The organism is Caldivirga sp. MU80 (genome assembly GCF_001663375.1).
In the GTDB taxonomy this organism is placed as follows: Archaea; Thermoproteota; Thermoprotei; order Thermoproteales; family Thermocladiaceae; genus Caldivirga.
The window spans coordinates 1-19,987 of record NZ_LCTF01000015.1; the positions used below are offsets into that span (position 1 = coordinate 1).

General features: G+C 48.4%; 19 protein-coding genes. 14 read left to right on the plus strand and 5 right to left on the minus strand.

Annotated elements, in window-relative coordinates:
• The 7 genes from AAX04_RS05585 to AAX04_RS05615 all read left to right on the plus strand — a co-directional run.
• Positions 1-818: replication factor C small subunit (locus tag AAX04_RS05585; protein ID WP_066795300.1), on the plus strand; the 818-nt coding region annotated here is incomplete at its 5' end.
• Positions 815-2,074, plus strand: coding sequence for a replication factor C large subunit (locus AAX04_RS05590; protein ID WP_066795303.1), 1,260 nt, complete (start codon positions 815-817; stop codon positions 2,072-2,074). The genes AAX04_RS05585 and AAX04_RS05590, both read left to right, overlap by 4 nt.
• Entirely contained in the window at positions 2,074-2,763 is a 690-nt protein-coding gene (locus tag AAX04_RS05595; protein WP_066795307.1) for a class I SAM-dependent methyltransferase, read from the plus strand. The genes AAX04_RS05590 and AAX04_RS05595 overlap by 1 nt, the downstream gene beginning before the upstream one ends.
• A gap of 121 nt (positions 2,764-2,884) precedes the next feature.
• Positions 2,885-3,397, plus strand: coding sequence for a THUMP domain-containing protein (locus tag AAX04_RS05600; protein ID WP_066795311.1), 513 nt, complete (start codon positions 2,885-2,887; stop codon positions 3,395-3,397).
• A 122-nt stretch (positions 3,398-3,519) separates the two neighbouring features.
• Positions 3,520-4,710: an ORC1-type DNA replication protein gene (locus AAX04_RS05605; RefSeq protein WP_066795314.1), complete on the plus strand. Its 1,191-nt coding sequence runs from the start codon at positions 3,520-3,522 to the stop codon at positions 4,708-4,710.
• A gap of 5 nt (positions 4,711-4,715) precedes the next feature.
• On the plus strand, positions 4,716-4,997 hold the full coding sequence (locus AAX04_RS05610; protein ID WP_066795402.1) for a winged helix-turn-helix domain-containing protein: 282 nt from the start codon (positions 4,716-4,718) through the stop codon (positions 4,995-4,997).
• Positions 4,998-5,265: 268 nt separating this feature from the next.
• Positions 5,266-6,033: a tRNA (adenine-N1)-methyltransferase gene (locus tag AAX04_RS05615; protein ID WP_066795316.1), complete on the plus strand. Its 768-nt coding sequence runs from the start codon at positions 5,266-5,268 to the stop codon at positions 6,031-6,033.
• Here AAX04_RS05615 and AAX04_RS05620 read toward each other — a convergent pair.
• The 3 genes from AAX04_RS05620 to AAX04_RS05630 form a co-directional block, all read right to left on the minus strand.
• Positions 6,020-6,820: a geranylgeranylglyceryl/heptaprenylglyceryl phosphate synthase gene (locus tag AAX04_RS05620; RefSeq protein ID WP_066795319.1), complete on the minus strand. Its 801-nt coding sequence runs from the start codon at positions 6,818-6,820 to the stop codon at positions 6,020-6,022. The genes AAX04_RS05615 and AAX04_RS05620 overlap by 14 nt on opposite strands.
• A 32-nt stretch (positions 6,821-6,852) precedes the next feature.
• Positions 6,853-7,224: a hypothetical protein gene (locus tag AAX04_RS05625; protein WP_066795321.1), complete on the minus strand. Its 372-nt coding sequence runs from the start codon at positions 7,222-7,224 to the stop codon at positions 6,853-6,855.
• Between the two features lie 90 nt (positions 7,225-7,314).
• A complete protein-coding gene (locus AAX04_RS05630; protein WP_066795323.1) occupies positions 7,315-9,822 on the minus strand; it encodes a M1 family aminopeptidase in 2,508 nt (835 codons plus the stop codon).
• Positions 9,823-10,003: 181 nt separating this feature from the next.
• On the opposite strand from AAX04_RS05630, the gene AAX04_RS05635 reads away from it, so the two are divergent.
• From AAX04_RS05635 to AAX04_RS05645, 3 genes are all read left to right on the plus strand, one after another.
• A complete protein-coding gene (locus AAX04_RS05635; protein WP_066795325.1) occupies positions 10,004-10,288 on the plus strand; it encodes a UPF0147 family protein in 285 nt (94 codons plus the stop codon).
• Positions 10,289-10,341: 53 nt separating this feature from the next.
• Positions 10,342-11,580 (plus strand): nicotinate phosphoribosyltransferase, encoded by a 1,239-nt coding sequence (locus AAX04_RS05640; protein ID WP_066795327.1) that lies wholly within the window; start codon positions 10,342-10,344, stop codon positions 11,578-11,580.
• A 70-nt stretch (positions 11,581-11,650) separates the two neighbouring features.
• Positions 11,651-12,193: a hypothetical protein gene (locus tag AAX04_RS05645; RefSeq protein ID WP_156519720.1), complete on the plus strand. Its 543-nt coding sequence runs from the start codon at positions 11,651-11,653 to the stop codon at positions 12,191-12,193.
• 11 nt (positions 12,194-12,204) lie between these two features.
• Here the strand turns inward: AAX04_RS05645 and AAX04_RS05650 are convergent, their stop codons facing one another.
• Together AAX04_RS05650 and AAX04_RS05655 are read right to left on the minus strand one after the other, a co-directional pair.
• The gene (locus AAX04_RS05650) at positions 12,205-13,080 is read right to left on the minus strand and encodes a dihydrodipicolinate synthase family protein (RefSeq protein WP_066795407.1); all 876 of its coding nucleotides are present in this window, start codon (positions 13,078-13,080) and stop codon (positions 12,205-12,207) included.
• A 98-nt stretch (positions 13,081-13,178) separates the two neighbouring features.
• Positions 13,179-14,981 (minus strand): cellulase family glycosylhydrolase, encoded by a 1,803-nt coding sequence (locus AAX04_RS05655; RefSeq protein ID WP_066795332.1) that lies wholly within the window; start codon positions 14,979-14,981, stop codon positions 13,179-13,181.
• Between the two features lie 58 nt (positions 14,982-15,039).
• Between AAX04_RS05655 and AAX04_RS05660 the strand changes: the two genes are divergently transcribed.
• From AAX04_RS05660 to AAX04_RS05675, 4 genes are all read left to right on the plus strand, one after another.
• Entirely contained in the window at positions 15,040-15,648 is a 609-nt protein-coding gene (locus AAX04_RS05660) for a rhomboid family intramembrane serine protease (RefSeq protein WP_238377814.1), read from the plus strand.
• Between the two features lie 64 nt (positions 15,649-15,712).
• Positions 15,713-17,935 (plus strand): elongation factor EF-2, encoded by a 2,223-nt coding sequence (locus AAX04_RS05665; protein WP_066795334.1) that lies wholly within the window; start codon positions 15,713-15,715, stop codon positions 17,933-17,935.
• A 57-nt stretch (positions 17,936-17,992) separates the two neighbouring features.
• On the plus strand, positions 17,993-18,286 hold the full coding sequence (locus AAX04_RS05670; RefSeq protein ID WP_066795336.1) for a hypothetical protein: 294 nt from the start codon (positions 17,993-17,995) through the stop codon (positions 18,284-18,286).
• Between the two features lie 262 nt (positions 18,287-18,548).
• The gene (locus tag AAX04_RS05675; RefSeq protein WP_066795338.1) at positions 18,549-19,961 is read left to right on the plus strand and encodes a TSUP family transporter; all 1,413 of its coding nucleotides are present in this window, start codon (positions 18,549-18,551) and stop codon (positions 19,959-19,961) included.
• The last annotated feature ends 26 nt before the right edge of the window (positions 19,962-19,987 follow it).

A 19,987-nucleotide genomic window follows, 5' to 3' on the forward strand; every position in this document is an offset into this window, starting at 1 on the left:
CCAGTGATGAGAGGGGTATTGATGTTATTAGGGAGAAGGTTAAGGAGTTCGCTAGGACAGTGGCCACAGGCCCAGTACCATTCAAACTAGTCATCCTAGATGAGGCTGATAACATGACTAGTGATGCCCAGCAAGCCTTAAGGAGGATTATGGAGATGTACGCAGCATCAACAAGATTCATACTACTCGCAAACTACATAAGCGGTATAATAGAGCCAGTACAGTCAAGGTGCGCAATCTTCAGATTCAACCCACTACCAAGGGAGGCAGTAATAGAGAGGCTAAGGCAAATAGCAAAGGAAGTGGGAATACAGGCAAGTGAGGATGGGCTAGAGGCAATATGGGAAACAACACAAGGAGACCTAAGAAAAGCAATAAACACAATGCAGGCGGCGGCGACAATAAGCAAGGTGATTGATAAGGAGACGGTCTATAAGGTTGTTGGTAGGGTTGAGTTTAAGGTGATTGACGAGTTCCTTGAAAACGCCCTTGGGGGTAGGTTTGAGGATTCCCGTAGGGCCATGAGGAACATAATGTACACCTACGGCATATCCGGGGTTGAGCTGCTTAAGTATATTCAAGAGGAGCTTTTGATTAATGATAGATTCAAGCTGCCCATTGACGCTAAGGTTGAGGTAAGCGAGCTAATAGCGGACATTGATAATAGGTTGGTCTTCGGTAGTGATGAGGAGATTCAGTTAACGGCTCTGATAGCCAAACTAGCCGCCATAGGGTCCAAGTACGGGTTTAAGGCAACCCAGGAGGGTGGCGCCAAGCCCAGCGAGAAGCCCACGGCAAGGAAGGGGGCGCGTAAATGAGTCAACGTAGGTTGCCCTGGTTTGAGAAGTACAGGCCCAGGAGCCTTAAGGATGTTGTTAACCAGGAGGAGGCTAAGAAGACCATGGAGGATTGGGTTAGGAGGTGGCTTGACGGTAAGGAGAGGAGGGCCCTCCTGCTCTCTGGGCCGCCTGGCACGGGTAAGACGACGATGGTTCATGCCCTGGCCCATGACTACGGGCTTGAGTTGTATGAAATGAACGCAAGTGATGTTAGGACAGCCGCTAGGATTAGGGAGGTTGTGGGTAAGGCGCTTAACCAAGGCTCCCTCTTCGGGTTTAGGGGTAAGCTTGTTCTCTTCGACGAGGTTGACGGCATAAACGTTAAGGCTGATCAAGGTGGGATAAGCGAGATAGTTGACATTGTTAAGGAGGCTAAGGTGCCCATCGCGATGACGGCAAATGACCCATGGGATCCTAAGCTTAGGCCTCTTAGGGAAGCCTGCATAGTGGTTCAGGTTAGGCCACTTAAGAATAGGGACATACTGGAGGTACTTAGGCGCATATGCAGCGCCGAGAGGGTTAAGTGCGATGACGATGCCCTAAAGCTCATAGCCGAATCATCAATGGGCGACATGAGGTCAGCCATAAATGATCTGCAGTTGGTTGCCGAGACCGGCCCAGTCACTAGGGATAGGGTCTCCCTGCTTAGCAGTAGAGCCCACCAGTACGACATGTTTAGGGTAGTTGACATGGTGCTTAAGGCTAATACCGTGTCTTCAGCCACAGCCGTGACTAGGCTACCCAGCTTCGACTGGGAGAGTCTAATGCTATGGCTAACTGAGAACGCCGCAGTGGCCTACTCATCATCGGTGGGTGCACTTAGCGACGCTTACGATAACCTATCCAGGGCGGATGTATTGAGGGGTATCATGGTGAGTAAGCAGGAGTGGGAGTTAATGCCGTACCTGCTTGAGTTAATGACCGCCGGGGTTGCGTTGGTTAGGAATAAGCCCAAGTTACCCTTCTTCATAAGGGGCATGAGGTTCCCTGAGAAGATTAGGCTAATGGCAAGGACAAGGGAGGTTAGGGAGACTAGGGATAGGGTTATGCATATGCTTAGGACTCAACTGCATGAGTCATCATCAACCATAATCAGGGACTACATACCCCTAGTAAGGATATTGGCTCAAAGGGACAGTAAAATAATCAACACCCTGGCTAGGGCTTTGGGCGTTTCTGAGGGGTCGGTTAAGCTAATAATTAACCCAGAGTCCGCTGAAGGCCAGGGGGAGTAATGAATGTGGATTCATTGTACAGCGACTACAATGCAATAACCCCGGTTTATGAAAGGGCTAGTAGTGCCATCACGCTGGGTTTGATAGGTAGGTGGAGGAGGTCGACCATTAGGCTTGGCCTTAAGGCACTGGGCAACGCCAACGCTGTTGATGTGTTGGATGCGGGCTCAGGCCCGGGTAACATGACCATTGAGTTGATTAAGAGTGGGGTTAACGCAAGGCGTGTTGTGCTCCTGGACCAGTCAATGGTTATGCTTAAGTCGTCTCCTAGGCTAGGTGTAATTGATGAGGTTTGCGGCCTATTCGAACTGATGCCGTTCAGGGATTCAGTGTTCAACATGGTTATCATGGGCTTCTCACTCCACGCATCAAGCAACCTGAGGAAGGCCTACTGCGAGATATCAAGGGTGCTTAAGGCTGGTGGGGTGTTGGCCAGTGTCAGCATAGGTAAGCCTAATAACTCTATCTACAGGGCCTTGGGTTGGCTCTACACAGCCGTTGCAATACCGTTAATAACGCTGGTCACGGCTGGGCCAAGGTACATCAGGTACTTCTACGACATACACAACATATACGTGAGGCTACCGTCAAACAACACCTTCAGGGGAATGGCTAAGGGCTGCCTTAACCTCATTGAGTACAGGGATGAGGCGCTGGGCCTAGCCAACGTAACCGTAATGAAGAAGTAGCACCCAGTTCACTTCATGCATTAGCGAGCTTCACGACTCTAATGAGGGTTTAATGCCAGCGTTCACCTTAAAGCTGAGGCAGTTCTATTTAATTACTCTCACCGGTCTCACCCTGGGCTGCATGGTTAACGTGGTCCTTGTGACCACGAGACCGAGGAATGGTAGGGTTGCCAGGGATCTTGAGGATTACCTACTGGTTAAGTTGGGTAAGGCTAGGGTTGTTAAGTCGCGGTTCAGTGGGTTACTGATAATTGAGGCGGAGGTGGACCCCAGGGTTGTGTCCAGGGTTATCTTAAACAGCCCATTCATAGGCACGGCTGTTTTCAGGGTGGTTCCGGTGATTGAGTATGTTAACGAGTTGAACTTCACCAACATACTTAGCATTACCCTACCCAAGATTAGGGAGAGGTGTAGTGGACTTAAGGTGCTGGTTAGGTGTAGGGCTAGGGGAAGGGGTATTGGTGACTCCCAATGCGAGCTTGAGCTGGCCAGAAGGCTTAAGGAGCAGGGAGTCAATGTAGGTGTTAATTCACCCAATTGCCTACTCCTCGTTGAGTGTTGGGAGGGTGGCTGTGGAATTCTTATGGACAGGCTTGACTTGATTAGTGGCTATGCCTTTATAAATATAAAGTAATATTCGTTTTTATTCGTTAGGTATTTAAGGGGATATAAAAACCTTAAAACTTTTAAAGCACTAGGGAAGTTTACTCCTTAGTAAGCATTAAAGTTTTAAAGTAGAATAGAGAGTAGTGTAATATGGGTGATTTAATAATTAGGAATGCAGCGGCATTAACACCCGATTACATACCACCAAGGCTGATTGATAGGGAAGAGCAGATGAACATGCTTAACATGATGTTCGGTGACTACTTAAAGTCGCCTGGTTCATTCTACGCCAGGGCGCTGCTTATCGGGGGTACTGGCACTGGGAAGACGATCACGAGCATTAAGTTTGGTGAGTATGCTTCAAGGAATTCCACCGTTAGGTTCATCCATGTCCCATGCTGGACCCACAGGACCATGCATTCTGCCGTTAGGTTCATTGGGGAGTCGTTGAAGATAAGTATACCTAGGCGTGGCTTCTCGTCGGAGGAGATCCTTGAGATAATCTACGACCACCTTAAGGATAATGGAATCTACATAGTGGTAGTTTTAGACGACGTCTTCCACATAGTTAACAACAGTGGCGCCGATGCACTAGGTACACTGATTAGGTTTTACGATGAGCACATTGGTGAGCATGACTACCACTTCTCGCTAATCCTCATAGACAGAGATGATTCACTTCTCGTTAAGCTTGATGCAGGTGCTAAGAGTACGTTGGGCAACAACATAATTAGGTTCCCACCCTACACCAAGGACCAGATATACGAGATACTTAGGGATAGGGCCCAGGCGGCTTTAATGCCAGGGACCTATAATGACGAAGTCCTCGAGATGATTGCTGATGTAACGGGGGCAAGCGGCGGCAATGAGGGTAGGGGTAATGCCAAGCAGGCCATAGAGATACTGTGGAAGTCGGCCCTAACGGCCCAGCAGAGGGGGTCAAGGAGAATACTCCCCGAGCACGTTAGGTATGCTGTGAAGAACACACTGGTGATTCATGTGGGTGAGTTAAGGGGAATGGATCTACACGAGAAGCTCTTCCTACTAGCCATAGTAAACGCCCTCCGTAGAAAAAGGGACTCAGCCTACGTAACCTTCGGTGAGGCTGAGGACGAGTATATAATGATCTGTGAGAAGTATGGGTTAAGGAGCAGGCGTAGCCATGGTCAGCTTTGGCATTACCTAAAGGACATGGAGAACACCTGGAGGATAATTGAGACAAGGCCCTCGGGCAAGGGCATGAGGGGTAGGACAACCCTAATATCAATACCCTACGAATCCCTAGACGTACTCGCCCAGGAATTAACAAGGCTAGTTGAATTTGAGTTAGCGGTCAGGTGAACACCATGAACCTCGTCGACGGTATAATGAAGTCGAAGATCCGCATAAAAATAATACTAACACTTTATGAACTTGGGGAACTAAGCATATCACAATTAGCCAAGACAATAGGCTCAAACTACACGTTAACACTTAAGCACGTTAGGGCATTGGAGGAGATGGGCATAGTTAAGGAGGTTACTGTAGGTAGGATGAGACTAATTAAACTCAACAAGAACACCCCAGCCTACGAACACCTCAAGACCCTGGTCAACACACTCAAGAACCTAATGAACATTCAGCAATAGCTTGATCAACGCGTTTTAAAGGACTCGGATACAACTTCATGTTGACACTTGCATAGCGAGTAACACCCATGAGATTACGGCAAAATAAGGTTATGGGGGGTACCCTTAAATGAGGTTCCATTACAATAGTTAGCCTATTATGGGGTTAAACCTGGTGGATTTATGAAACCGCATGAAAACATCGAGCATTGCCATCGGGTCTTTAGGTTTATGTTAAGGATATTGGGGATGTTTAAGTTTATTAAAGTTCACCTACGCCCATTTAACAATGGACGTGGTTAAGGAGGGTGACTATGTATTACTTTGGCATAGTAATGGGATTAGGGTGGTGACTAAGGTTAGGAGGGATGGGGTTATCAGTACGGTTAGGGGTATCCTAAAGATGAGTGAGATTATCGGCAAGCCCTACGGCTCAAGAATACTCACAAACCTAGGCCACGCCTTCTACATAACCAAGCCCGACATGGTTGATGTACTACTTAAAATGCCCAGGGTTACCCAACCCATATATCCTAAGGACTCCTCAGCCCTATTAATAATGCTCAACGTTAAGCCCGGTAGCAGAGTCCTTGAGGCTGGTTTAGGTAGCGGCTATGCAGCGTCGATAATAGCCACCTACATAGGGCCCTGGGGGCACTTAGTATCCATTGAGAGGAACCCCAGGTACATTGCGGTTGCCAGGGAGACCCTCAGGATCATGGGTATTTTAGACGTGGTCGACTTGATAAACGGTGACGTATCGAGGATTAAGCTGCCTAGCTCATATTTTGACTCGGCTCTGCTTGACATGGGTGACCCGTGGAGTGCGATACCTGTTGTAGCTGATTCACTGAGGCATGGTTGTAATATTGCGGTTTACGTACCGACGATTAACCAGGTGGAGAGGGTTATCAGGAGTATGGTGGATAGTGGGCTAATAGATGTTAAGATGTTTGAGGTTAATTGGAGGGAATGGAAGACAATACCAGGTGAGGTTAGGCCCAATACGTGGACCTTATCTCATACAGGCTTCATAATAGTGGCTAAGAGGCCTTAGGTCCACTACTCGTATTGGTCATACCGTTAAGTCTCCTCCGGCCACCCTTATGAACAGCATCAACAATGTCTTTAAGCACGACGGCAGGTGATTCCTCTATCACGGTCCCAGTCACTATTACATCAGCGCCTGCCAGGGCTATTGAGTAGGCGGCCTCTGGGCTCCTTATACCTCCCCCGACGATCAGCACCCTATTACCCACCGCCCTCTTAGCCTTAGCCACTACGCTGGGTGGCACCGGTTCCCTAGCCCCTGACCCAGCCTCAATGTATATTAACGGGAACCCCAGGTAGTGGGCCGCCAGGACGTATGCGACTATAACGTCCTCCATGTGGTACGGTATCGGCTTAGCGTAACTGGCGAAGCCAGCCGCACCCCCCTCCCCCACTATTATGTACGCCATTGGTATAGTCTCAAGGTTCCTGTATCGCTTAGCTATTAACACGGCTGCTTGAACCTGGGCGCCGATTATGTAGTATGGGTCTGTTGAGTTAAGTACCGAGAGGAAGAGCACAGCGTCAGCCTTCCTGCTTAACCCAGCCACACTGCCTGGGAAGAGTATTATGGGGAGTTTAACCTCACGTTTCACAGCCTCTATGTAATCATCGAGTGTGTTCTCGTTGACACCGTAGCTACCCCCAATCATTATTGCATCCGACCCAGCTTTTTCAGCCCCCTTGGCGAGTTCGACGAACTTTTCTAGGGTTACCTTATCGGGGTCTAGTAGTGAGAAGTGTAATGCCCCCATCTCCAGTAGCTTACCCGTTAGTAACTCAAACACGGCCATTAATCATTCCTGTCCGTGGGAGTTTTAAGCTATTACTCCTCCTCAACGTCGGCGTCTGGTTCAGGGGCATCCAGGTATTCTATACCCTCATCACTGTCTATGATGCCTTGATTCTGCTGATTATTAACGGCACTGGCCCTAACCTCAGCCTGCCTGGCTGGCTTTAACTCACCGGCGAAGTACTTATCAACAAACTTATTGTAGTAGTCTACTGGTAGCAGGCCATTTATCCTATCAAACTCAGCCTCAAGCCCACACACCCCACACACGACCTTAACCTTATTCTCCTTCTTAGACACAGATACGTTAACCGCCACTGACCCGCAGTAGGGGCATTGAAACACGGTGGGTAACCTCCTCTTAGACCTTACAAGCAATTTACGGGTCTTCCTCCTCTTACCCATGGTTCGAAGGTTTGAGGGCTGCTTAAAATACTTTCCCTTAAACAAAAGTAGTAATTGAACGTGGGTTCACTTTTAAATACTTTAAGTTGATCACCTTCTCTCTAATCTACCTATCTCCTCCATTAAACGCCTATGCTCCTCCCTAACCTGCTCCAACTCCTCCCTCAACCTCTGGTACTCAACACCCCTCTCAAGCTGATCCCTGATCCTCTTAGCAACCTCCCTGGCGAGTCTCCTCACCCTGCCATCAGGGTCCCTTGAGGCCAAGTCATCGAGCATCGGCAGTAGGGCCGGGTGCTTAACCTCATCAGCCACTGCAACCACTGCATACCTAACCCTGAATTGCTCATCCCTAGCCAGCTCAATCAGCCTATTTAGGGCCTCCCTCCTATCAATAAACCCACTGAGCGCCATCACCGCTGCCGCCCTAACCAGGGTTGGTTTGTCGGGTTCGGTGTAGTTCAACACAACCTTAAAGGCGTCGTCGGTGCCTAATTCACCCAACCCCCTCACCGCCCCTTGGGTTAGTATGAAGTTGAAGCCGCCGTATTCAAGGGCCTTCATTAACTCACCCTCAAGGTCCCTAATCCTTAACTTACCTAGGCTAACCAGGGCAGCGTACCTGACGTAATCAGACTCCTTATCATCCTTAGCAATGCTGAGTAGCACCTTAGCTACCTCTGAATCACCCCTGAAGTTACCTAGCGCATCCACAATGCTTCTCCTAACCCTTGGGTGAGTCACCAGTTTAAGTAGCCTAATCAACTCGTCCTTAGCCAATGATCCCCCAATTTTACCTAATGCATTAGCTGCCTCAACTGCAACACCCCAGAATGGATCCTTCTCAACAACCCTAGCCAAGGCCTCCACGGCCCTTGGGCTTGCGTTTTTGGCGAGTGCATTAATGGCCTCTATCCTGCACATTACATCCTCATCGCTGAGCTCGTTTATTGCCTCCTCAACGGGTTTATCGAACTGAACAACCTTAAACACCTTAAACTTGGGGTCAATGCAGATGTACCTTGGCTTACTGGGTGAATTGATGAAGAACACGTGCTCCTTCTCATCAATGTTTAATGACTTAACTTCACCACCCCCCTCATAAACCACCTTAACCTCCAGCGGCAGCCTGTATATGGGGTATGAGTCTTCGCCCTGAGTCTGGCTAATACTAAGCTTTACCGCTGATTCCTCCGGTAGCCAGCTCCACGAGACCTTAAGGACTGGGTGTCCTGCTGAGTACACGAATTGCCTAAAGAACCATGTTAAGTCCTCTCCTGAAGTCTCCTCCATTGCTCTCCTTAGGTCCTCTGTATCTGCGTTGCTGAACCTATGCCTAGTCAAGTATGTTTCAATTCCTTTCCTGAAGTTCTCCTCCCCTATTATGCTTCTTAACGTGTGTAGTACGAGTGAGCCCTTCTCGTAGGTGTGCCTATCAAACATTTCCTCCGGTATTGAGTATAGGTTCGTCACTATTGGCCTTGAGTAACGCCTATACTCATCCAGATAGGCTCTAAGGTTCTGGTAAAGCCTATAGGCGAATTCGTCAAAACCCCTACTGTGTAGGGTGTATAATGCATCGAAGTAAGTTGCGAAGGCTTCGTTAAGCCAAATGTTACCCCAATCCCTAGTGGTAACCAAATCACCAAACCACTGATGAGCCAACTCATGAGCAACCAAACCATCAGAAGAAAAATCCTCCCTACCCCTACACGGCCACTCATCGTACGGGCACTCCTCCCTCCTGGTATGCATGGTGGTGTCGGTTAGTATAGTCACTGTTGTATTCTCCATACCACCGTATATGAATTCATGGACAGCAACCTGCTTATAGACTGGGTAAGGGTACCTGACACCGGTGTACTCACTGAAGAACCTTATTGCATCGCAGGTGGCCGCAAAGGTGACCTGGGGGTCGCCATACCGGCCCTTAGGCCAGTAGTACTCCAGCTTAACACCATCACACTCGGTCTCAAGCTTCTCAAATTCACCAGCGGCGAAGGCTATTAGGTATGGGGAGTGTGGGTAATCGAAGACCCAGCGCCACGTTGACTTATCGCCAAGATCCTTAACATCAACCAGTACGCCATTGGACACAGCAATCATGCCCTTGGGTACGGTCACCTCAAGCTCAGTTGGGAATTTTATATTAGGGTTGTCGGGTAACGGTAACCAGTACCTATTATCCTCACTCTCACCCTGCGTCCAAACCATTAGTGCCGTGTTACCGCTACCCCTACTAGGTTTGACGAAGTAGGCCCCCTTCCTGGGCCTGGTCTCATAGGTAACCTCAATAACTGTGTTCTGCGATGGCTGAAGTGGGGGGTCGAAGTAAAGCCTAAGCACTGACCCATCGTAATCCCTCCGGTGGCTGGTGGACACTATGCTCATCTCCTCGGCGTTCAACTCAAGGTGGCTTAACTGCCTTTTAGGTATGACCTCGTAAATGACCCTACCCCTAAGCCTACTATCGTTAAACAGCACCTCCACCTGGGCAATCATCCTCCTAACTAGGTACGGGTATGAGACTGGGAACCTGGGCCTATACTCCGGGAACGCGAAGTCCCTGCCAATAAGGTACTTGCCGTTTACGAACATTACTAAGGCCATTGATTAGGCATATTTAAATATTGACAAGACGGTGAACAATGCCGCATCAACGGTTCACACCGTGTATCAGTCATGTTCCCTGCATATATGCGTTAAGTATTGAGTACTGGTTGGCTGTACTGTTTATGTTGTAAAAAACTTATTAAGCCATGGGGGTAACCTATAAGCTATGTCATCGCTGACCAGTAATGAGGCTAATGAGAAGATAGCCCAGGCGCTGTACTACCTGGAGAGGATAATACACGACATGGGCATCCCAAGGAACATAAGGAGGGCCGCCAGTGAGGCTGCCAGGATACTTAGGAATAACCAGATGAGCCCTGGGTTAAGGGCATCAACAGTGGTCAGCCTACTGGACGACGCATTATCAGACCCGAATATGCCAACGTATAGTAGGGTCCTCATACTCCAGATCATAGCTGTCCTCGAGCAGGTTAAGGATGTGGTTGGCTAGCGCTTAAACTGCACGCTAGTGCTTATTAACCACCAAGGCCAGGTGAGTTCACCATGAGTAGAGCCTTCTCCGTGGCCAGTGAGGATGAGGTCATTAGGGGTGAGGTGACGGACGTATACTTCCTCAGGACTGTGGAGGTGCTTAAGGCAGCTGGGTTAGATAAGGTTAAGGTTAGGGCCGAGTTCCACGTAATGAACCTACCCGAGGGCTACGAGTGGGCAGTGTACACGGGCCTTAGTGAAGTCCTTGAAATGGTTAAGAGGGCTGGGCTTAGGGTTAACATCTACTCCATGCCCGAGGGTGCGGTTTTCCAAGCCAAGGAACCCCTAATGGTCATTGAGGGTAGTTACGCCGACTTCGCTGTTTACGAGACGCCTATACTGGGTATACTTAGGCACTACTCATCCATATCATCAAAGGCCGCCAGGATCAAGTACAGGATTATGGATAAGCAGTGCCTATTCTTCGGAGCCAGGGCCCTCCACCCAATCATACAGCCAATGGCCGATAAGGCAGCCTACATGGGCGGCTGCGACGGGGTGGCCAACGTAGTTGGGGCTAGGTTACTGGGCATCCAAGCCTCAGGTACAATGCCCCACGCATTAATGATAGTCTTCAGGGCTGTCAAGGGGGACCACACCACGGCCTGGGTATGGTTTGATAAGGCCCTACCAGGTGACGTACCTAGGATAGTGCTCGCCGACACATTCTATGATGAAAGAGAGGAGGCCCTAATGGCGGCTAGGTTACTGGGTAGTAGGCTTAGCGGTGTTAGGCTTGACACGCCAAGCAGCAGGAGGGGTGACATGAGGGCCATTGTTGAGGAAGTTAGATGGGCACTTAACCTAGCCGGTTACAGTAACGTTAAGATAGTGGTGAGTGGTGGACTCAACGAGGACTCTGTGGAGGAGTTGAAAGACGTAGTAGACTCCTTCGGGGTTGGCACATCGATAGCATTCCCGCCGAGCATAGACATAAGCATGGATATAGTGGAGTACTACGACGAGGAGAGGGGTTCCTGGATTCCGCTAACCAAGAGGGGTAAGATACCTGGCTTTAAGCAGGTCTATAGGTGCAGGGGATTCAGAGACTACGTTGTACCATTCAGTGCAATGGTCAAGTGCCCAGATGGGTCTGAGCCTGAACCGTTGATAAGGAAGGTTTACGACGAGTCCAAGGGTCCCCTTGTAAGTGTCAAACCAGGGGACGTTAGGAGTTACGTGATCAGCCAGCTAAGCGAGTTGAGGGGTGTTAATGGCAGGGTCGAGGTTCACCTAGCTCCAGTGGGTTAAGTTTTTAAACCTAAAATGCGACTATAGTAATTCACGTAAACTAAGTTAAGTCGAATTCTAGGTGATTGACTTGAGTGAGGGTGAGAGGAGGACTGGTGAATTGGAGTACGTGAGGAAGGTTAAGTACCATGTTGAGGATATTAACGGCGTTGAGGTTACAAGCTTCGAGGTACCCTACATAAGGTACTTCGCGGAAGATGAGTTGGTTTACCTAGAGGCCCTCTTGGACTTTAAGAACACTGATGATTTGGTTAAGAGGATTGACGAGAATAAGTTAGGTAGGAAAACCATAGAGAAGGTTTTCGCCTACAGGTTGAAGCAGGCCGGCAGTGGATTTGAGCCCTGGCCCATTGAACCCGTCCTCTTGCCAAGCCTAGTGCACAATGACGCGCAGCCCAATCCAGTTTACGAGTTTAACGCTGGTAGTGGTGCTGTTGAACTGGCCTCATTAACCTACGGCCTCAACAGGTTCCTGTTCTCATACACCGTGAGTATAAATGGCATAGAGGACTTCTTATTCATGGGTGTGTTAAACAAGGGCTTCTACAAGGAGGTTTACATACTGAGGAACATTGAACCCATGGCAATAATTAAGTATAACGTGTACGTTTAGAGCTTTTGGGCTTAGTTAAACCTAACCTTCAACCCCAGTTTACTCAACTCAGCGGCTAACTCAGTCTCCTCCTCCCTGGTCAGGTTCCTGACCAGCGGCTCTTTTACACCGCCGAAGTCGTATTTAAGCAGTTTAACTAGGCTATAGTACACGGCTGGCTTTGGGTATTTGCTGGCTAAATCCCTCACCTTAGCTACCAGTGACTGGGCCTTTAAGGCCCCCTTAACATCACCATCCTTAACCAGTCTATAGGATTCGATGACTGGGCCAGTAACTGAGTTTGATAAAGCCGAAATGCACCCCTTCGCACCCACTAGGGTTGCTAACGTTACTATGTGGTCTGACCCATTGAACACCTCAAGGCCCATCTCGACAAACCTCATGACTTGACCTATATCCCCACTGCTATCCTTCACCCCACCCACACTCACTCCATCTTTAATTAGCCTCGCAACCAGGTCGGGTGTTACGTTAAACCCCACGTTGCCTGGTATGTTATAGATGAATATTGGTAGACTTGTTAATTGATTTAGCTTACTGAAGTAGAGCTTAATGGTATCGTAATCCGGCTTGTAGTAGATAGGCACTATTGAGGCTATGGCCTCGGCATTGAACTTCTCAGCCAGTTTAACAGTCTCAACAACCGTTGACCAGTCCGTGGAGCCAACTTGAACAACAATGGGTAGGCCATTGGAGTTCTCGGAAATGGTCTCGAGGGCGATCCTCCTCTCCTCAACGTTAAGTAGCACACCCATACTGGTGGTGCCTAGGGGGAAGAAGCCGTTGACACCCTCCTTAACTAGGGACGATACGTGCCTACCTAAGCCCTCAACATCTACCTTACCATCCCTGAAGGGTATTGCTAAGGCTACTAACACCCCCTCCATGCTAACCGATGCTGCTGATACTTTATATTGCTTTTCACTTGAATGGTCAATAAATGAGTCCTCAAGTTTTATTATATAGTAATACCACATTCAATGGGTTACGTTCTTAAAACCAGGTAGTCCTTGCCTTTAATCACATACTCCCCGTTTATCCTCTCACCTGACTCAACGTTAATGCCGTTTACGTTAATCTTGATGTCACTCCAACTGTGGTTGATGTAAACCGTGTAGTTGTACCTAGCCGACTTAAGCCTAGCAACCTGAACCCACTTGCTCGGTGTCTGGACGTTGAAGCCCTCCCTCCTCAGTATTAGGCTGTAGATTAGGTGGGCGTCGTGGTTTTCAAAGGGCTTGGGGTTCATGCTCAGCCAGTACTCTATTGGGTAAGTTATGAAGTAGACCCTACCAGCCCCAACGTTAGAGTAGGCTATCACGGGGTTACCCATTGAATCCTTAAGCAGAACCTCACCACCACTAACCCTGGCTATAGCCCTATCGTAATTGTAACCCATCGCAGGCACATTGATACTAACCCCATCAACCACTGTGCTTAAGCCATCGGCAGTTATGGGGTAGTTGTAGTATAGGTCTAGTTTAATGGCCCAGTCAATGTTCATCCAGAACCCGTAGCAGTATGAAACCACGGCGACGCCTCCATTCTCAACAAACCTCCTAACCTCCTCCTGGGTTTGGGCCAGGTACCTTAATGCGCAGGGTAAGAACAGGACCTTAACGTCACCCCCTATCCTAGTCTTACCCCCCTCAATGAGTACGTTATCGGTTAACGGCTCCTCAATTATAACCCTCGGGTTTAGGCCATTCTGCACTAGCATGGAGTATGATGCTAATAACGCAGCCGATATCCTCCTTGCATCATCCCTAGAGGTGAATGGGTAACTCCAGTAGACGTAGGATGGGATTAGTAAGGCCACGGGATCCTCAACCGGCTCAACATCACCAAGCGTTGACACTAGCCTAGAGAACCTTGTCAACTCATTACCCTGGGGCTTAACCTCCCAGTTAACCGTGGTTACACCGAACCTAAGTTCGTGTGGGTGGTGGGAGTAGGGTCTCTGGTTGGTTAGGGGGAAGTCGCTGTAGCACCAGCCCCACGCCCCAACTGCGCCACTGACCAGTGAACCCGCTAGGAGCACCCTGTAGTAGCCCGCTATGTGCTCATCGGAGCCTAGTGTTGAGGATGCGCCAAACTCCTCAAGTATAGTGGGCTTCCCAAGCCCCCTACAGGCCTTAATAATCAACTGGGGCATTACAGTGTGCCTGAAGGCATCCGTGTCTGGTGTGTAGAAGTGGGGGCCCATGTAATCCACGTAATCCCTATACCTATACGGGTTAAACCCATTGAAGGCACCCATAATGCCCCAGCACCCATCACCTGTACTAACCCAGTGGGCTCCGTCAAGGGACTTGATTAAACTGGACATTTCCCTAATCCAGTCAGTCACCCTCTCCTCGCTTGAGGTTGCGTAGATGGGTAACTCATTACTGAGTATCCAACCCCTAATCGCCGGGTGCCCCCTAAACCTCGAAACCACAGTCTCCATGAGGGTCTTAACTTCATTTCTAAGCTCAAAGAAGTCCCTTCCACCCTTCCACTGGGGGTCCCAGTTCTCACCGGACATGTGACCAACCACGAAGGTTAGGAAGACCCCCACGTCATGCTTATGCGCCAGGTCTAGGAACCTTCCCAGTCTCCTAAGCATCTCCTCATCAATCTTACCTGGCTCCCTCTGGAAGTCTGGCCAGTACACGAAGGCCCTAATCACATCAACACCCAGTTCCCTTATTTGGGCAAGTTCCTTATCAACCACCTCCTCATTAAAGAACCTCCACATTAATGGCCCACCACCCTTACTCCAGTAGTTTAGGCCTATCAGGAACATGTGTTACCACTGGGAATAAAGTTTTAAAGTAATACCCCATTAACCCATTGGTCGTTTGATGCTTGGTCAACCCATGCATGTTAATGCTAGGACTACCGCAATGATAATAATCATAAACAGTGCACTATCAATACCATTCCTCGTATTCCAGTACATTGGCTTAAGCAATGTGGCTAATGCAATAGGTCTCCTACTCTCCGATTGGTTAATGTCACCGTATGTGCCATGGCCCCTTGGCCTAGTCACCTCAATGTTCTTCGACCCAACCATACTGGACTACGTATTCAACATGCTTACCTTGTTCTTCATAGGGCCTTTCTTCGAGCGTAGGTATGGCGCAGGAATCATGTGGAGGGTTTACTTGATATCAGGCTTCGCAGCGGCCCTCTCAATATACCTATATGGGCAAGGCACAATCATGGCGGGTGCCTCAGGGGCTTTGTTTGGGATGGTTGGTTTCATACTGGCTTTACCGGATAGGTGGGTTATACTATCGAACCCGTGGAACATAATAGCAATCATATTCCTCCTAACGCCCTTCGCTGCAAGCTTCGGCATAGCCTACCTAGGACACCTGCTGGGTTTCATAGTTGGCATAGCCTACGGCTACCTATGGTACAGGAGGGTGACTAGGTTTGGGTCTAGGCCAAGGTATAGGTACTTCTAACCGTGCCCTGCATATTCCTGAGAAAACTTTATATAAGCTTATAGGAAGGTCTGCGTGATCATGGATGTCAGTTAGGATCGTTGAGAAGAAGATAGAGGATATTCTAGACATAATGAGGAATCCATCGCAGATCAGGAACGTTGGTACACTGGCCCACGTTGACCACGGTAAGACAACAACCACAGACTCACTACTCATGGGTGCAGGTTTACTTAGCCCCAAGGTTGCCGGTAAGGCCTTAGCCATGGACTACGTGGAGATTGAGCAGCTTAGGCAACTGACCATTAAGGCAGCTAACATAAGCCTATACTTCGAGTACGGTGGTAAACCATACCTAATAAACTTCGTTGATACACCAGGCCACGTCGACTTCACGGGCCATGTGACGAGGTCACTCAGGGTCATGGATGGGGCGTTGGTGGTTGTTGACGCCGTTGAGGGTGTCATGACCCAGACCGAGACCGTGGTTAGGCAGGCCATGGAGGAGTTGGTTAGGCCCGTCCTCTTCATAAATAAGATTGACAGGTTGATAAAGGAGCTTAGGCTATCCCCCCAGGAGATAGGTAATAGAATACTTTACATAACAAAGGAGTTCAACTCCCTCATAGACACTTACGCTCCACCTGAGTTTAAGGAGAAGTGGAAGGTTAGCGTTAATAAGGGGCAGGTGGCCTTTGGTTCAGCGTTGGGTAAGTGGGGCTTAACGATACCAATGATGCAGGAGAAGGGGATTAAGTTCAGCTACATAATGGACGCCTATGAGAGGAACGCCGTTGATGAACTGGCCCAGGAGTTCCCGCTCTACAGGACGCTTCTAACTATGATAATTGAGCATATCCCACCCCCAAACGTTACGCAGAAGTACAGGGTTCCCAAGCTGTGGAAAGGTGACTTGAACAGTCCAATAGGTAAGGCGCTGCTTGACGCTGATCCAAATGGGCCATTGGTCATAGCGGTCAGCAAGGTTAATAAGGATCCGCATGCCGGCTTGATAGTAACCGGCAGGGTATTCAGCGGGACTATTAGGGAGGGTGACGAGGTCTATATAATCGGCCAGAAGTTGACTAAGAGGGTTCTGCAGACCTACCTATACATGGGTCCAAGCAGAATAATAGTGCCCGAGGTCATGGCGGGTAACATAGTGGCCTTAATGGGTGTTGATGAGGCCAGGGCTGGTGACACGTTGGTGGCGCCCTCGATTAAGGACATACCGCCCTTTGAGAAGATGAGGTACGTGTCAGAGCCCGTGGTGACCGTTGCCATAGAGCCCAAGAACCCGAATGACTTAGCTAAGCTTGTTGAGGGGCTTAGGGACCTGGTGATTGAGGATCCGACATTAAGCCTTAAGATTGATGAGGAGACCGGTCAGGTACTACTCAGCGGTGTGGGCACGCTGCACCTTGAGATAGCCACATGGCTGCTGAAGGATAGGACTGGCCTGGACTTCGTCGTATCCCAACCACTGGTTAGGTTTAGGGAGACTGTTAGGGCTAGGTCGCAGGTCTTTGAGGGTAAGTCGCCTAATAAGCATAATAGGCTTTACATAAGCGTTGAGCCGCTTGACGAGGAGTCAATAAGCCTAATACAGTACAGTGAGATCACCGAGGACATGGACCCGAGGGAAAGGGCTAGGATACTCAGGGAGAAGGCTAACTGGGATACTGATGAGGCTAGGGGTATTTGGGCGATAGATAACCAGTACATCAACGTCCTAATTGATAAGACAAGTGGCATACAGCACCTGAGGGAGATTAGGGATTACATAATCCAGGGCTTCAGATGGTCAGTGTCAGCTGGTCCACTGGCCCAGGAACCGGTGAGGGGTGTCAAGGTAATCCTACACGATGCCGTGGTTCACGAGGACCCAGCCCATAGGGGCCCAGCCCAGATAATGCCAGCCACCAAGAACGCCATATTCGCCAGCATACTGTCAGCAAACCCAACGCTACTTGAGCCACTACTCCTAATTGATGCCAAGACCACCGTTGACAACATGGGCCCTGTCACAAGTGTGATAACTAGGCATAGGGGTAGGGTCATTGACGTCACCCAGACTGAAGCCATGGAGGTGGTCATTAAGGGTGAGATACCCGTAATAGAGTCATTCAACATTAGTGATGAGCTTAGGAGCGCCACAACCGGTAAGGTCTTCTGGAGCCTACAATTCTCACGCTGGGCACCAGTACCTGAGAGTCTCCGCGAGAGTCTAATATTGTCGATAAGGGAGAAGAAGGGGCTGCCCAAGGAACTGCCTAAGGTTGAAGACTTCATATCACCCTTCGCCTAAAATGCATATAATGCACTGATCAATAAGCCTAAAACTCAACCGGCAATTCATAAACCAATGAGTGACGAAGTAGATGAGCTAAAGAGGAGGATAATTAAGAGGATTCTTGAATCTAAGGCGAGTAAGCAGGAAAGTAAGCCTGAGCATATTGACCTTAGGGGGCTTGGATGTGATTCACTCAAAAAGTTCCTAACCATCTACCAGACATGTCAACCCAACAGGAGGTATAGGGTGCTTCTAGATGAATACACATGCTTCATAATGATTAAAAGGGCAATCCCACTATTAGGTGGGAAGATTATAGACTTTGGTAGGGAATCCAACTACCTATTCATAGAATATGAGAGGTAGTACGGCAGGCATCTTATGATTCATGAACACTAGATTAGATAGGCTTAATAACGTATCTTAAGGGGAACGGCGAAGCTTTACATAATACTAAGATACATATAACTTTACCTGTAGGTATAATGAATTATCGCTGCAATGAGAATTAAATGTTGACTTATGAATGTGAAATATATAGCTTTTAGTTTATGTTAATATTTAACTTATCATATTTATCTTACATTGTGAAAGAATACTTTAAATATGGATAAAATAGCGGTCATTAATGATTTTTGGTGTAATTGCACTATTAAGGTTCACCGAGATAATGATAGCTGGTGTATTTGCTGGTATACTTGGTTCATTGGCAGGTTTGGGTGGTGGGGTTGTCCTTACCCCTGTGCTTACGCTATTCCTCAACATACCCATGATGTATGCCTCAGGTTCAGCCCTAATATCAACCATAGCCACCTCAGCTGGTTCAGCAAGCGTATACGTTAAGAGGAGACTGGCAAATGATAGAATTGGGATAAGCCTAGTCACAGCAACGACAGGTGGAGCGATAATTGGTTCTTTAACGGCTAACTACGTTTATGAACATGGCCTAACATGGATCATATACACAATGTTCGGCGTTGTGCTGCTACTATCTATAATCCCAACAATTCAAAGAAGTACATGCGAACTGCCACCATTACATAAGCCTGACTGGACCACCAAGCGGCTTAGGCTTTATGGGGTTTGCTATGACCCAGCACTTAAAGTGTGGTATAGGTATTGGGGTGTTCGTTGGTGGTTGGGTGAGTTGATTATGTTTTTTGCTGGTTTTATTAGTGGTTTGCTTGGTATTGGTAGTGGTGCTCTTAAGGTTCTTGGTATGGATTGGGCAATGAACCTACCAATGAAGGTAAGCACAACAACAAGCAACTTCATGATAGGAGTAACAGCAGCAACCGGGAGTAGCATATACTGGTACCTAGGCTACATACAACCCTTCATAGCAGTGGCCGCTGCGGTGGGTGTACTGGCTGGTTCAATGATGGGCACCAGGCTACTGGTTAGGATTACTAATAGGCAGATTAGGTGGATTTTCGTAACCATACTTGCGTACTTCGGGTTAAGGATGGTACTCAGGGGGTTAAGTAAAGAGCACCTAATGCCATTGACATCCCTGGAGAGGAATGTAATATCTGCAGTGTTTGCAGCCGTAATAATCAGCGTCCTTTACTTAATGATTTCACACAGGCTTAGTGAGACCACAGATGAGACAGTAATACTATATCGCACGCAACCCAGTGGCGTAAGCCGTATTGAGGAGAGGTTCATAAACATAACCAGTAGCCTACTTAGGTATGGCGTATTGGTCAGCGTTACCTTAATGATCATGGGTCTCATGTTAATGGTCATTAAGGGGCGTGGTTTAGGCTACACGTTAGGCATGGTAATGGATCCATCCAGCCAAATCAACACATCACTGATTGGATTATTAACAGTTATTGATGGCGCAGTGAGACTAGATGGACTATGCGTAATGCTGCTGGGCCTAATCACGCTCATAGCGATACCCGTAACAATGATAATACTTAACACCGTCAGGTTTGCACTTGAACGTGATGTGTTGTACATGGCTTTCTCGCTAATAGTTATTGTAAACCTCATGTTAGCGGTTGTAGCATTACCTGCAATTTTGGCTGCGTAAACGTTAATGTAACTTGTCATATATAA

Bases quoted from the DNA above. Each gene is read 5' to 3' on its own strand.
- AAX04_RS05605 (WP_066795314.1), top strand. From the start codon at position 3,520: ATGGGTGATTTAATAATTAGGAATGCAGCGGCATTAACACCCGATTAC.
- AAX04_RS05640 (WP_066795327.1), top strand. From the start codon at position 10,342: ATGAGTAGAGCCTTCTCCGTGGCCAGTGAGGATGAGGTCATTAGGGGT.
- AAX04_RS05650 (WP_066795407.1), bottom strand. From the start codon at position 13,080: ATGGAGGGGGTGTTAGTAGCCTTAGCAATACCCTTCAGGGATGGTAAG.
- AAX04_RS05595 (WP_066795307.1), top strand. From the start codon at position 2,074: ATGAATGTGGATTCATTGTACAGCGACTACAATGCAATAACCCCGGTT.
- AAX04_RS05670 (WP_066795336.1), top strand. From the start codon at position 17,993: ATGAGTGACGAAGTAGATGAGCTAAAGAGGAGGATAATTAAGAGGATT.
- AAX04_RS05625 (WP_066795321.1), bottom strand. From the start codon at position 7,224: ATGGGTAAGAGGAGGAAGACCCGTAAATTGCTTGTAAGGTCTAAGAGG.
- AAX04_RS05620 (WP_066795319.1), bottom strand. From the start codon at position 6,820: ATGGCCGTGTTTGAGTTACTAACGGGTAAGCTACTGGAGATGGGGGCA.
- AAX04_RS05600 (WP_066795311.1), top strand. From the start codon at position 2,885: ATGGTTAACGTGGTCCTTGTGACCACGAGACCGAGGAATGGTAGGGTT.
- AAX04_RS05590 (WP_066795303.1), top strand. From the start codon at position 815: ATGAGTCAACGTAGGTTGCCCTGGTTTGAGAAGTACAGGCCCAGGAGC.
- AAX04_RS05615 (WP_066795316.1), top strand. From the start codon at position 5,266: ATGGACGTGGTTAAGGAGGGTGACTATGTATTACTTTGGCATAGTAAT.
- AAX04_RS05665 (WP_066795334.1), top strand. From the start codon at position 15,713: ATGTCAGTTAGGATCGTTGAGAAGAAGATAGAGGATATTCTAGACATA.
- AAX04_RS05630 (WP_066795323.1), bottom strand. From the start codon at position 9,822: ATGTTCGTAAACGGCAAGTACCTTATTGGCAGGGACTTCGCGTTCCCG.
- AAX04_RS05660 (WP_238377814.1), top strand. From the start codon at position 15,040: ATGCTTGGTCAACCCATGCATGTTAATGCTAGGACTACCGCAATGATA.
- AAX04_RS05635 (WP_066795325.1), top strand. From the start codon at position 10,004: ATGTCATCGCTGACCAGTAATGAGGCTAATGAGAAGATAGCCCAGGCG.
- AAX04_RS05610 (WP_066795402.1), top strand. From the start codon at position 4,716: ATGAACCTCGTCGACGGTATAATGAAGTCGAAGATCCGCATAAAAATA.
- AAX04_RS05675 (WP_066795338.1), top strand. From the start codon at position 18,549: ATGATTTTTGGTGTAATTGCACTATTAAGGTTCACCGAGATAATGATA.
- AAX04_RS05655 (WP_066795332.1), bottom strand. From the start codon at position 14,981: ATGTTCCTGATAGGCCTAAACTACTGGAGTAAGGGTGGTGGGCCATTA.